This is a genomic window from Novosphingobium bradum (assembly GCF_042646485.1).
Taxonomy (GTDB): Bacteria; Pseudomonadota; Alphaproteobacteria; order Sphingomonadales; family Sphingomonadaceae; genus Novosphingobium; species Novosphingobium bradum.
This window is the reverse complement of the sequence record NZ_JBHRTQ010000007.1, coordinates 111,266-124,313: the sequence shown is the minus strand read 5'-3', so window position 1 is coordinate 124,313 and position 13,048 is coordinate 111,266. Positions and strand designations below refer to the sequence as shown.

Below are 13,048 nucleotides of genomic sequence, written 5' to 3'. Positions count from 1 at the left end.
CTATGGCGGCCAATCACCGCATCCGGGTGGCCTTCGTTTCGACCAATTCGATCTGCCAGGGCGAACAGGTGGCGCAATTGTGGCCGATCCTGTTCGATCGGCATGGGCTGGAAATCGCCTTCGCCCACCGCACCTTCAACTGGGGCAGCGAGGCGCGCGGCAAGGCCCACGTCCATGTGGTGATCGTCGGGCTGGCGCACCGGGATTTCGAGCCAGCGGTCAAGCGCCTGTTTTCCTATCCCGACATCAAGGGCGATCCGGTGGAAAGCCGGCATGGCGGGCTGACAGCCTACCTGTTCGACGCCAAGGGCGTGGCGAACCGGCACCTTGTGGTCCGCTCTGACAGTAAGCCGATCAACGGTGCTCCAGACCTGCGCTATGGTTCGCAACCGATCGATGGAGGGTTCTTGATTTTTGATGCGACCCGTCGAAGCGAATTTCTTGATCGAAACCCAGAACTTGAAAAATATGTCCGTCCATTCATCGGCTCCGTTGAATACATCAACGGCGGACAACGGTGGATCTTAGCGATGCAAGACGCCACCCCTGCTGAGCGTCGAAATCACGACTGCAAGATTATCTTCGATTCCGTCCGAAAGTTCAGGCAGGACAGCAAACGTGCAGTTACTCGCGAGCTTGCGAACGCTCCGGCAGAATTCGCGTTTACCACGATTCCAAAGACTCCGTTCCTTGTGGTGCCTGAAGTCAGTTCGGAGCGACGACAGTATGTTCCCATCGGATGGCTGGAACCGCCTACAATCCCAAGCAGTCTAGTTCGAGCGATGGAAGGTGCCACACCGTGGCATTTTGGTGTCCTAACGAGCGCGATGCATATGGCGTGGCTTGGCCACGTCGGCGGACGCCTCAAGAGCGATTATCGATACTCGAACGCTCTGGTCTACAACACCTTCCCATGGCCCGATGCCACCCCGGCCCAGCGCGACAGGATCGAGGCGCTCGCCCAGGCCGTGCTGGATGCCCGGGCCGCGCATCCGACCTCCAGCCTGGCCGATCTCTACGATCCCGACACCATGCCGGCGAACCTGCGGAAGGCCCATGCCGCGCTGGATGCCGCCGTTGACCGGCTTTACCGGCCCGGCCCCTTCGCCTCGGACCGCGACCGGGTGGAGCACCTGTTCGGGCGCTACGAGGCGCTGGTCAATCCGCTGGAGCGGCTGGGCGCGGCGAAGAACAAGCGGGTGGCAAAGGCATCGGCGCGAAGCTGAGCCGACTTGCCCCGCGCAAAAGTGGCTGAAAGACCGCAAGGGCCGCGCGCTGGGCTGGGACGATATCCGCCACTACCAGAAGATCATCCGGATTCTGGCCGAAACCGACCGCATCATGCGCGAGATCGCACTGCCGCTGGATTGAGCGCCACGGCCATGGGCGAACGCCCCCGCGTTGGCCGCTGCCGCATCCTGTTTGCGCCGGAGCGCCCCCCGAACAGGGGCGATCCGTTCAATCCTCGAACGGATCGCGCACCAGGATCGTGTCCTCGCGCTCGGGGCTGGTGGAGACGAGCGCCACCGGGGTCTCGATCAGTTCCTGCACGCGCTGGATATACTTGATCGCCTGGGCCGGGAGATCGGCCCAGGAACGGGCGCCGGCGGTGGTGCCGCTCCAGCCTTCCATTTCCTCGTAGATCGGCTCAACCGCGGCCTGGTCAGCCGCATGGCTGGGGAAATAGTCCAGCACCTTTCCGTGCAGGCGATAGCCGGTGCAGATCTTCACCGTTTCCAGGCCATCGAGCACATCGACCTTGGTCAGCGCAATGCCGGTTACGCCGGAAATCGCGCAGGACTGGCGCACCAGCACGGCATCGAACCAGCCGCAGCGGCGCTTGCGCCCGGTGACCGTGCCGAATTCGTGGCCGCGTTCGCCAAGGCGCTGGCCAGTGGCATCCTCCAGCTCGGTGGGGAACGGCCCGGAGCCGACGCGGGTGGTATAGGCCTTGACGATGCCCAGCACGAAGCCGGTGGCATTGGGACCAAGCCCCGAACCCGAAGCGGCGGTGCCCGAAACCGTGTTGGAGCTGGTGACAAAGGGATAGGTGCCGTGATCGACGTCGAGCAGGACACCCTGCGCGCCCTCGAACAGGATGCGCGCGCCGGCCTTCTTCACCGTGTTCAGGCGCTTCCACACCGGCTGGGCGAACTTGAGCACCGAGGGCGCGATTTCCTTCAGCTCTTCAAGCAGGGCCGCGCGATCGACCGGCGGCTGGCCGAAGCCGGCGCGCAGGGCATCGTGATGGGCGCAAAGCCGATCGAGCTGGGCATCGAGCGCATCGAGATGGGCCAGATCGCAGACGCGGATCGCGCGGCGGCCGACCTTGTCCTCATAGGCCGGCCCGATGCCGCGACCGGTGGTGCCGATCTTGCCCGAACCGGCGGCCGCTTCGCGCAGGCCATCAAGATCGCGGTGGAGCGGCAGAATCAGCGGCGCGTTTTCGGCGATGGCGAAGTTTTCGGTGTTGATCACCACGCCCTGGCCTTCCAGCTTGGCGATCTCATCACGCAGGTGCCACGGATCGAGCACCACGCCATTGCCGATGATCGACAGCGTGCCGGTGACGATGCCCGAGGGCAGCAGGCTGAGCTTGTAGGTGGTGTTGCCCACCACCAGCGTGTGCCCGGCATTGTGGCCGCCCTGGAAGCGCACCACGGCATCGGCGCGGCTGGCCAGCCAGTCGACGATCTTGCCCTTGCCCTCATCGCCCCACTGGGCGCCGATCACGGTGACGTTGGCCAAGGTTTCCTGCTCTTTCTATTGCACTGAAGTGTCCGCCGCGCGCCCTACGGCCTTGCGCGCGCGAGAGCAAGGCGTGTCGGCCAAGGCGGCGCTCATCGCCCGTGCCGACCCGATGCGCGGCCGGTGGGGGGCTAGAGCCTGACGACCTCGGCCCCGGCGAGCCGGTGGGTGCAGCCCAGCGCCGCCGCGTCGTCCGCCTCCGACAGCGCGGCGACCGTGCGCCAGCCGATCGCGCGCAGGCGCAGAGCCGCTTCGCCATCGTGGCCCCGCGGCAGGAACAGGGTATCGCGCGGGGCATCGGCGGCGGCCAGGGCATCGATCAGCGAATCGGGATAGAGCGAGAAGCCGGTGGCCGGTTCGCTCCCCGCCGCCCCGCCGCTGCCATCGCCCGAAAGGATCGCATAGGTGCCGCCCCGGCCCAGCGCGCCGCGCTGGCCTTCGGCATAGATGGTGAAGCCGAACCACGACTGGTATTCGAAACCATGCCGCTCGCTCGGATCAAGCGTGATCCGAGCGGCACTGCCCACCCGCGCGGCAATGGCGCGCAGGGCCGCGATGCGGCTGGCCAGAACGCCGTCCGCATCGAAGGCCGCCAGCTTTTCGATCGCGGCATCGAACGGCCCGATCGCGGCGAGCAGCGGCAGATAGGCCTCGCCCCCGGCGGCAACCAGCGCGCCGGCATCCTTGGCATCCAGTTCGCGGCGCACCGCGGCCATGGTCGTCCCATCAAGCGGCAGCGCCCGGGCGGCCAGGGTATCGACCAGGTCAGGCAGGGTGAAATCAACCGAGATGCCGCTGGCGCCGGCGGCACGCAGCGCCTCGATGGCCAGCGCAACGATCTCGCCGGCGGCCGCCACACTGTCGCTCCCGACCAGCTCGGCGCCCAGTTGCAGGCGTTCGCGCGCGGGATCGAGCCCATCGCCCTTGATCGTGAGCACCTGGCCCGAATAGGCGAGCCGCAGGGGGCGCGCGGCGGCGGCCAGGCCCGTGGCGGCAATGCGCCCGACCTGCACCGTCATGTCCGAGCGCAGGGCCATCATCCTGAGGCTTGCCGGATCGACAAAGCGGAACATCCGGCGCGACTGGACCCCGGCCATGCGGCTGGCGAGCGACTTCTCGAATTCGATCGAGGGGGGCTGGACCCGGTCGTAGCCGTGGGAATCCAGCACATCGAGCACGGCACGGGCCACGCGGGCGGCCGCAGCGGCGCTGGCGGGCAGGCGGTCTTCAAGCCCCTCGGGCAACAGGTCGCGATCTCTATCCATGAGCGCGCCTTTAGCGGATGCGCGGCGAAATGCCAGTTCCTCCCCGCAAGCCGGGAGGTTGCGGTCCGAAGGACCGACGAAGGGGGCTGTCCGCCAGGCACTGCCCGGCCGAGCGTCCCCTCCACCACTTCGTGGTCCCCCTCCCCGCGAGCGGGGAGGATCACGTGATCAGAACGCCAGGGCCATGACCCGCTTGACGCCGGGCAGGCTGCGCGCCTGCTCGATCACCGCGGCGGCAACCGGGCTGTCGACGCTGAGCAGCAGCACGGCTTCGCCGCCGGCTTCGCGCCGGCCCAGGTTGAAGGTGCCGATGTTGATGCCGTTCTCGCCCAGGAGGGTGCCGATCCGGCCGATGAAGCCGGGCGCGTCCTCGTTGACGATGTACATCATGTGGCCGGCGAGTTCGGCCTCCACCTTGATCCCGAACAGCTCCACCAGGCGCGGCTCGGAATTGGCGAACAGGGTGCCCACCACCGAACGCTCGCCATCGGCGGTCTTGACCGAGACTCTCACCAGGGTGTGGTAATCGCCTTCCTTCTCGCTCTTGACCTCACGCACCTCGATCCCGCGCTCCTTGGCGAGGAACGGCGCGTTGACCATGTTCACCGAATCGGTCTGCGTCCGCAGGAACCCGGCGAGCACCGCGGCGACGATCGGCCGGGCATTGAGCTCGGCGGCGGCGCCCTCGGTGTGGATCGATATCCGCGGCACGGCGCCGGTGGTCAGCTGGCCAACCAGGCTGCCCAGCTTTTCGGCGAGCGCCATGTAGGGCTTGAGCTTGGGCGCTTCCTCGGCGCTCAGCGAGGGCATATTGAGCGCATTGGTGACGCCGCCGTTGACGAGGTAATCGGCCATCTGCTCGGCCACCTGGAGGGCGACGTTGACCTGGGCCTCGGTCGTGCTGGCACCAAGGTGCGGGGTGCAGATGAAGTTCGGCGTGCCGAACAGCGGCGAGGCCTTGGCCGGCTCGGTCTCGAACACGTCGAGCGCGGCGCCGGCGACATGGCCCGAATCGAGCGCCTCCTTGAGCGCGGCCTCATCGACCAGCCCGCCGCGCGCACAGTTGACGATCCGCACGCCCTTCTTGGTCCTGGCGAGGTTCTCGCGCGACAGGATGTTGCGGGTCTGCTCGGTCAGCGGGGTGTGAAGCGTGATGAAATCGGCGCGCTCCAGCAGCTGCTCGAGCTCGACCTTCTCCACGCCCAGCTCCACCGCGCGCTCGGGCGAGAGGAACGGATCGAAGGCGACGACCTTCATCCTGAGGCCCAGCGCGCGGCTGGCCACGATCGAGCCGATGTTGCCCGCACCGATCAGGCCCAGCGTCTTGCCGGTAACTTCCACGCCCATGAAGCCGTTCTTGGGCCACAGCCCCGCCTGGGTCTGGGTGTTGGCTTCGGGGATCTGGCGCGCGAGGGCGAAGATCAGGGCGATGGCGTGTTCGGCAGTGGTGATCGAGTTGCCGAACGGGGTGTTCATCACCACCACGCCCTTGCCCGAGGCACAGGGGATATCAACGTTGTCGACGCCGATGCCGGCGCGGCCGATGACCTTCAGGTTGGTGGCGGCATCAAGCACTTCCTTGGTCACCCTGGTCGACGAACGGATGGCCAGGCCATCGTACTGGCCGATGCGGGCGATCAGCTGTTCCGGCGTCTCGCCGGTGATCACGTCGACGTCGCAGCCCATCTCGGTGAAGATGCGGGCGGCATTGGGGTCCATCTTGTCGGAAATGAGAACCTTGGGCTTGGTCATGATCTGTAGTCCTTCGTCATCCCGGACTTGACCCGGGATCGCTGGGAGGCAGGCGCTGGCGTTCGGGCGAAGTGCTGTAAGGCCAGCGGTCCCGGCGCAAGGCCGGGACGACGCGTGTATTCAGCCCTTGAGCTGGGTCCAGGCCCAGTCGAGCCAGGGGCCGAGCGCCTCGATATCGGCCGTGTCGACCGTGGCGCCGCACCAGATCCGCAGGCCGGCCGGGGCATCGCGATAGCCCGCGATGTCATAGGCGGCGCCTTCCTTTTCGAGGAGGGCCGCGAACTGCTTGATGAAGTCCGCGTCCGCGCCTTCGACCGACAGGCAGACCGAGGTCTTCGAGCGGGTGCCGCGATCCACCGCGAGGTGGCTCAACCAGTCGCGCTCGGCCACGATCTTGTCGAGCGCGTTGGCATTGGCGGTGCACCGCTCCTTCAGCCCTTCCAGCCCGCCCAGACCCTTGGCCCATTCGAGCGCGAAGATCGCGTCTTCCACCGCCAGCATCGAGGGGGTGTTGATCGTTTCGCCCTTGAAAATGCCTTCCGAGAGCTTGCCCTTGGAGACGAGGCGGAAGACCTTGGGCAGCGGCCAGGCCGGGATATATTCCTCCAGCCGCTCAACCGCGCGGGGGCCGAGGATCAGGACGCCATGGCCGCCCTCGCCGCCCAGGACCTTCTGCCAGGAGAAGGTGGCAACGTCGATCTTGGTCCAGTCGATGTCGTAGGCGAAGACCGCGCTGGTGGCATCGGCGAAGGACAGGCCTTCACGATCCGCCGGGATCCATTCGGCATCCGGAACGCGCACGCCCGAAGTGGTGCCGTTCCAGGTGAACAGGACGTCGTCGGCCCAGTCGACCTTGTCGAGATCGGGGAGCTGGCCATAGTCGGCCCGGACCACGGTGGGTTCGAGCTTCAATTGCTTGACCGCATCGGTGACCCAACCTTCACCGAACGATTCCCAGGCCAGCGCGGTCACGCCGCGGGCGCCGAGCATGGTCCACATCGCCATTTCGAAGGCGCCGGTATCGGACCCGGGGACAATGCCGATGCGGTGGGTATCGGGAAGGCCCAGCACTTCGCGCATCAGGTCGATGCAATACTGGAGGCGCTGCTTGCCGATCTTCGCGCGATGCGAACGGCCGAGCACTTCGGTGGCGAGGCGGCTGGGGGAATAGCCCGGAGGCTTGGCGCAGGGGCCGGACGAAAAGAACGGACGTGCCGGAAGCGCCGGCTTGGATGCAGTCATTTGTAGTCTCTCCTTGCAGAGAGCACGCGCGGCGTTGGGACCGCGTGGCCCGGCGGCGGCAATAGGGATGCGTGGCCCCAAGTCAAGCCCGATCGCAGGCCGGGCCAGGCTGGAGCGCCGGCGGCCTGGGCCTGCCCCAACCCCGCCTGAACGCAGCCCCAGCCGCGGCCCGGCGCTGGCCCAGCCCTGGTCCGCTCAGGCCGAACCATCGTTGCTCGCGGCTTTACAATCCGGGGATAAAGTTTTTTCTCGCATGGTTTCAGACACTTGAATTGCACCGCTAATGGTTGCGATTGAAACTGTCCGCAGTAATGTCCTGTGGCCCGAATGGGCGGAATGACAAGAATTGCGAATGCAATCTGGAGGGGAACAACCATGCTCAACAAGGTCGCTGGCCTGGCGCGTGCGCTCGGGCTCGTCATCGCGGTGGTCGCCGCGTTCGTTACCATTCCGGCCTCGGTGCCGCTGATCCTGGCCTTGCTCGGCCTGATCGCCGGGCTTGCCTATGGCCCGGACGACTTCATCCGGCTGGCCCTGGCCGCCATCGTCCTGCCGCTGGCCGGGGCCGCTCTGGCCACCCTGCCGACCATCGGCGCCGGGCTGGCGGCCGCGGCCACGAACTGCGCCCTGGTGGTCGCCGGCGCCCTCGCCACGCGGCTCATCCTGCGAATCTACGAGCTGGTGGTGGGCGATGTGAAAGCGCTCGCCGGCTGAGGGGGGGGGCCGGGGCGCGGATGGATCGCCGCGCCCCGGCCCGATACCCATCGCAAGGCTAGCCGACAGGTTTACTGACCATTTACCATTCCCATGCGAGATTTGCGGCCATGCGCCGGAGCTTCGCCCGCTTGCCCCTGATCGCCGCCACCGTGGTCGCCGCCACCTTGCTCGCCGGTTGCGGCGCGATGGTGCCGCAGCAGGAGAGCCGCCGGCCGATCCAGCGCTCCACCCAGCTCTATTCGCCGCGACCCGAGGCCGGCGCCTGCCTGTCCTCGCTGGGCCGCGCCAATGCGGCCTTCACCCCGCTACCCGACCAGTATTTCGGCGCCGGCTGCTCCACGCTCAATGCCGTGCGGCTGGTCAGCCTGCGCGGCGACCGGACGAGTCTGGGCGTCTCCAACCTCGGCCCGGTCGCCTGCCCGCTGGCCGAAACCTTCGCCGGCTGGGCGCGCTTCGGGGTGGACCGCGCGGCCCGCCAGATCCTCGGCAGCGCGCTGGTGCGGATCGAGACCATGGGTTCCTACAGCTGCCGCACGGTCGCCGGATCCGACCGGATGAGCGCCCATGCCACGGCGCGGGCGATCGACGTGGGCGGTTTCGTCCTGGCCGATGGCCGCCGGATCACCGTGCTGAACGACTGGAATTCCCCCGATCCCCAGGTTCGCGCCTTCCTGGCAACGGTCCAGCAAAGCGCCTGCAAGCGCTTTGGAACGGTGCTGGGGCCGGCCTACAATGCGGCGCACCGCGATCACCTCCACGTGGACCTGGGCGGCGGGCGCGGGTTCTGCCGCTAGGGGCGGCCAGCCCCTGCCCTTGGCCGGAAGGAACCCTATTCCTCGAAAGAATAGTCGGGCAGCGAATAGAAGGCGCGCTTCAGGGCTTCGCCCCAGCCCGAACTGATCTGCTGGAAATAGGGATCGGCGGCGGTGATGCGGCGGGCGTGGAGCGGCTCGAAGCGGTCCTTCTCGATCACCAGCAGGTCAAGCGGCAGGCCGACCGAGAGATTGGCCTTGAGGGTGGAATCGAAGCTGACCATCAAGAGCTTGACCGCATCCTCGAAGGACATCGTCCGGTCATAGCCCCTGAGGATGATCGGGCGGCCGTACTTGGTCTCGCCAATCTGGAAGAAGGGGGTGTCGTAGCTGGCCTCGATGAAGTTGCCTTCCGGGTAGATCATGAACAGGCGCGGTTCCATGCCCTTGATCTGGCCGGCCACGATGATCGAGGCGGTGAAGCGGCCCTGGCCTTCCTCGCCGTTGAAATGTTCGCGCTCGTGGATGGTCTCGGCCAGCAGCTTGCCGACCAGGCTGGCCACCTGGAACATGGTGGGAGCCTCGAGCAGGCAGTTGTGCCGATCCGCCGGAGCCTTGGTGCGTTCCTCGAGCTGGCTGATCACGTGCTGGGTGGTGGCGAGGTTGCCCGCGGTCATGATCGCGATCATGCGCTCGCCCGGCACCTGCCAGTGATACATCTTGCGGAACACCGAGATGTTGTCGACGCCCGAATTGGTGCGGGTGTCGCTCATCAGCACGAGCCCGCGATCGAGCATCATGCCAACGCAATAGGTCATTTTTCCAACCTCGTCTGATCGCCTGGCGGCCGGCCAACGCCCTGTCCGCCGATTCGCCCCACGCCGGGCCTTACTGTTGGACGGCCTGCTGCTCCACCGCAAGGCTGACCGAAAGCTCGGTGCGGCCGGCGCCGAAGCTGATCCCGGTCACCGGTGCGGCCTCGGCGAAATCGCGGCCCGAGGCGACGCGGACATAGCGGGCATCGGGGCTGATCGCATTGGACACGTCGAAGCCGACCCAGCCCAGGCCATCGACATGGGCCTCGGCCCAGGCGTGGCCGGCCTCCTGCTCGATCCGGTCGTTCATCATCAGGTAGCCGCTGACATAGCGCGCCGGCACGCCCAGGGCGCGGGCGCAGCCGATGAACACCTGGGCGTGATCCTGGCAAACCCCCTTCCCGGCGGCGAGCGCCTCCTCGGCGCCGGTCTGGCTGTCGGTATGGCCGATCGCGTAGGCCATGGCCTCCAGCACGGCGCGCGACAGGGCGTGGAGCAGGGCCAGGCGGTCGGAGCGATCGGCCCCCAGCCCGGCGATCAGCGCCCGCATCCGCGCGCCCGGGCGGGTCAGCGGGGTCTGGGTGGCGAAGACCCACAGCGGCAGGCGGCCGGTGTGCGGGCCGACCACCCCGGCCCGATCGGCGGTATCGACCAGGCCGGTGCAGGCGATCGCCAGTTCCGCGGTGCCCGGATCGAGCGAGACCAGGGTCACGTGGTTGCCGTTGTGATCCTCATAGGAGGCCTCGACCCGCCCCCCCGCCAGCTTCATCCGCCATTCGCGGACCTGCTGGCCGTGGGTTTCCTTGGGCGAGAGGCGCAGCCGCTGGAGGCCGTGGGCCAGCGGCGGATCGAAACGGTAACGGGTCTCGTGGCGGACGGACAGACGCATGACGTTTCTCCACATTCCCGGCCGGACCTAGACGACGAAGCGGTAATCCTCGGCCACGGCCTCGGCGATCTCGATGGTCTGGGCGATGAAGCCGACGATGAATTCGTGCAGCCCGGTCTCGATGATCTGTTCGATCGGGGATTGATCCAGCCGGGCACGCGCCGCCAGGAGCAGGGCATGGGCGCGGCTTTCCTGGCCGTATTCGCGGGCCAGGCCCGCCATGTTGCTCCGCAGCTTGTCATAGCAGAACGCCAGGCTCCGCGGAAAACGGCCATCGAGGATCAGGAACCGGGCGATCCCGGCGGCATCGAGCCCGCCGGCGTTGAGCCAGCGGTAGGCCCGGTCCCCCGCGACCGAGCGCAGCACCGTTTCCCACTGCACGTGATCGAGGCTGGAGCCAACCCAGGCCGGCGAGGGCAGTAGCACATGGTATTTGACGTCGAGAATGCGAGCGGTGTTGTCGGCCCGTTCGATGAAATTGCCGATCCGCGCGAAGTTGAAGATCTCGTTGCGAAGCATGGTCCCGTCCATGGCCCCGCGCACCTGGGTGGCCTGGCGGCGGATCAGGGCCAGGACATCGCCCAGGTTGCTCTCGCGCACCGGGCGGGCGAGCGCGGCGCGCAGGATCATCCAGGCCTCGTTGGTGGCTTCCCAGACCTCGCGGGTGATCGCGGTCCGCACCATCCGCGCATTGGTGCGGGCCAGCTCGACCATGGCCAGGACCGAGGCCGGATTGTCGGGCGCGCGCAGGATGAAATTGCACACCTGCGGCCCGGTATAGTCGCCGCCGCGCGCCGCGAAGTCGGCGTTCTGGCCGATGGTCACCAGGACCGAGCGCCATTCGTCGGCCGAGGCGCCATCGCCGCGGGTGAGCGCCATGCGGAAACCGGCATCGAGCAGGCGCGCGGTGTTTTCCGCCCGTTCGAGATAGCGGGCCATCCAGAACACGCCGTTGGCGGAGCGGCCTAGCATGGGCGGGCGCTCCTCCGGGGGAGCCACGAGTTCACGCGGAGATGCCGGACCACCAACGTCATCATCAATCCTCCAGCACCCAGGTGTCCTTGGTTCCCCCGCCCTGCGACGAATTGACCACGAGGCTGCCCTTCTTCAGCGCCACCCGGGTCAATCCGCCCGGGGTGATCTCGATCCCGCCGGGCGAGACCAGCACGAAAGGCCTGAGGTCGACATGGCGCGGGGCAAGGCCGGCGCGGGTGAGAATCGGGCAGGTGGACAGCGCCAGGGTGGGCTGGGCGATGTAGTTTTCCGGGTGGGCGCGCAGCTTGGCGGCGAACCGGGCAATCTCCTTCTTCGAGGCGGTCGGCCCGATCAGCATACCGTAGCCGCCGGAGCCGTGGACTTCCTTCACCACCAGATCGGCCAGGTTATCCAGCACATGGGCGAGGCTGTCGCTTTCCGAGCAGCGCCAGGTCGGCACGTTCCTGAGGATCGGTTTCTCGCCGGTGTAGAATTCGACGATCTCGGGCATGAAGCTGTAGATCGCCTTGTCATCGGCGATCCCGGTGCCCGGCGCATTGGCGATGGTGATCCCGCCAGCGCGGTAGATGTCCATGATCCCGGGCACGCCCAGCGCCGAATCCGGATTGAAGGTGAGCGGATCGAGATAATCGTCATCGACCCGCCGGTAGAGCACGTCGATCGGCTGCCAGCCGCGCGTGGTCCGCATGGCGATGCGGCCATCGACCACCCGCAGATCGGTGCCTTCAACCAGTTCGGCGCCCATCTGGTCGGCCAGGAAGGCGTGCTCGAAATAGGCGGAATTGTAGATCCCCGGGGTCAGCACGGCGACGGTCGGCCGGTCGGCGAACTGGGCGGCCGGCGGCGCGCTGGCGGCGAGGCTGCGGGCCAGGCGGCGCGGATAGTCGCTGACGGGGCGCACCCGCACCCGGCTGAACAGCTCCGGGAACATCGCCATCATCGTCTCGCGGTTCTCCAGCATATAGGAGACGCCGGAGGGCGTGCGGGCATTGTCTTCCAGGACCATGAAATCATCCGGCCCGGTCCGCACCAGATCGATCCCGACCACGTGGGTATAGACCCCGCCCGGCGGCGCGAAGCCGGCCATCTGCGGCAGGTAGGCCGCGTTGTCATGCAGCAGCCGTTCGGGCAGCTTGCCGGCGCGGACGATCTCCTGGCGGTGATAGACGTCGTGGAGGAAGGCGTTGAGCGCGCGCACCCGCTGGTCGATCCCGCGGGTCAGCTTGCGCCATTCGGCCGCGGTGATGATCCGGGGCACCATGTCGAAGGGGATCAGGCGTTCTTCGCCGGCATCGTTGCCATAGACGTTGAAGGTGATCCCGGTGCGCCGAAAGAAGCCTTCCGCCTCGAGAGCCTGGCGGCGCAGCCAGGCCTGGTCCTGTTCGCCGTGCCAGCCGGAATATTCGGAATAGGCCGGTCTGACGGCGCCCTGACCGTCCAGCATCTCGTCGTAGCCTGATGTCTGCGTGATTGGCATGGACCCCCGCTATCGACAGGAGACTGCGACCTTGCTTGCAAGCTGCCAAGCAGGAACTACTGCACTTGCGAAGAATACGTTTGCGGAGTCTTCAAGCCGTGGCCTGCGCCCATGCTGCATTGCCGTTCCCGGCCCGGTTCAACAACGATTCCGGGCCGGCGTGAACCGCCCGGTTCCGGCCTTCGGCCTTGGCCCGGTAGAGCGCCAGATCGGCCCGGCGGTAAAGCTCGCGCCACTCGTCCTCGCAGCGCACGAGGCCATCGGCCATGCCCAGGCTCACGGTGATCCGCACCCCCTGCGCCATCGCCTGGCCCCGGACATCGGCGAGCACGCCGAGCGCCAGGCCTTCGGGCAGTTCCTCGGCCGTGCCGACCAGGGCGAACTCCTCCCCGCCC

12 protein-coding genes are annotated in these 13,048 nt (G+C 67.3%); 3 read left to right on the top strand and 9 right to left on the bottom strand.

All coding sequences use genetic code 11. The features are described from left to right. On the top strand, positions 1-1,226 hold a 1,226-nt coding region (locus ACFOD9_RS06525), incomplete at its 5' end, for a type IIL restriction-modification enzyme MmeI (protein ID WP_379509284.1). A 232-nt stretch (positions 1,227-1,458) separates the two neighbouring features. Here the strand turns inward: ACFOD9_RS06525 and ACFOD9_RS06520 are convergent. From ACFOD9_RS06520 to ACFOD9_RS06505, 4 genes are all read right to left on the bottom strand, one after another. Continuing rightward, positions 1,459-2,748 (bottom strand): adenylosuccinate synthase, encoded by a 1,290-nt coding sequence (locus tag ACFOD9_RS06520; protein WP_379509283.1) that lies wholly within the window; start codon positions 2,746-2,748, stop codon positions 1,459-1,461. Between the two features lie 131 nt (positions 2,749-2,879). Next, the gene (locus ACFOD9_RS06515; protein WP_379509282.1) at positions 2,880-4,013 is read right to left on the bottom strand and encodes an ATP phosphoribosyltransferase regulatory subunit; all 1,134 of its coding nucleotides are present in this window, start codon (positions 4,011-4,013) and stop codon (positions 2,880-2,882) included. A 168-nt stretch (positions 4,014-4,181) separates the two neighbouring features. Further along, a complete protein-coding gene (serA, locus tag ACFOD9_RS06510; protein WP_379509281.1) occupies positions 4,182-5,765 on the bottom strand; it encodes a phosphoglycerate dehydrogenase in 1,584 nt (527 codons plus the stop codon). 120 nt (positions 5,766-5,885) lie between these two features. Continuing rightward, a complete protein-coding gene (locus ACFOD9_RS06505; protein ID WP_379509280.1) occupies positions 5,886-7,007 on the bottom strand; it encodes a phosphoserine transaminase in 1,122 nt (373 codons plus the stop codon). Between the two features lie 375 nt (positions 7,008-7,382). Between ACFOD9_RS06505 and ACFOD9_RS06500 the strand changes: the two genes are divergently transcribed. Both ACFOD9_RS06500 and ACFOD9_RS06495 read left to right on the top strand, forming a co-directional pair. Beyond that, complete coding sequence (locus ACFOD9_RS06500) at positions 7,383-7,721, top strand: hypothetical protein (protein WP_379509279.1); 339 nt, start codon at positions 7,383-7,385, stop codon at positions 7,719-7,721. A 110-nt stretch (positions 7,722-7,831) separates the two neighbouring features. Next, a complete protein-coding gene (locus tag ACFOD9_RS06495; RefSeq protein ID WP_379509278.1) occupies positions 7,832-8,518 on the top strand; it encodes an extensin family protein in 687 nt (228 codons plus the stop codon). Positions 8,519-8,553: 35 nt separating this feature from the next. On the opposite strand, the gene ACFOD9_RS06490 is transcribed toward ACFOD9_RS06495, so the two are convergent. The 5 genes from ACFOD9_RS06490 to ACFOD9_RS06470 form a co-directional block, all read right to left on the bottom strand. Further along, positions 8,554-9,294 (bottom strand): peptidase, encoded by a 741-nt coding sequence (locus ACFOD9_RS06490; RefSeq protein WP_379509277.1) that lies wholly within the window; start codon positions 9,292-9,294, stop codon positions 8,554-8,556. A gap of 70 nt (positions 9,295-9,364) precedes the next feature. Then, the gene (locus ACFOD9_RS06485) at positions 9,365-10,180 is read right to left on the bottom strand and encodes a transglutaminase family protein (RefSeq protein WP_379509276.1); all 816 of its coding nucleotides are present in this window, start codon (positions 10,178-10,180) and stop codon (positions 9,365-9,367) included. A 27-nt stretch (positions 10,181-10,207) separates the two neighbouring features. Next, positions 10,208-11,152, bottom strand: a complete 945-nt coding sequence (locus ACFOD9_RS06480; protein ID WP_379509275.1) for an alpha-E domain-containing protein — start codon at positions 11,150-11,152, stop codon at positions 10,208-10,210. A gap of 64 nt (positions 11,153-11,216) precedes the next feature. Further along, positions 11,217-12,653 carry a circularly permuted type 2 ATP-grasp protein gene (locus tag ACFOD9_RS06475; protein WP_379509274.1) on the bottom strand — a complete coding sequence of 479 codons (1,437 nt, stop codon included), beginning with the start codon at positions 12,651-12,653 and terminating at the stop codon, positions 11,217-11,219. A gap of 91 nt (positions 12,654-12,744) precedes the next feature. Continuing rightward, a partial coding sequence (locus ACFOD9_RS06470) for a diguanylate cyclase domain-containing protein (protein ID WP_379509273.1) occupies positions 12,745-13,048 on the bottom strand: 304 nt, incomplete at its 5' end.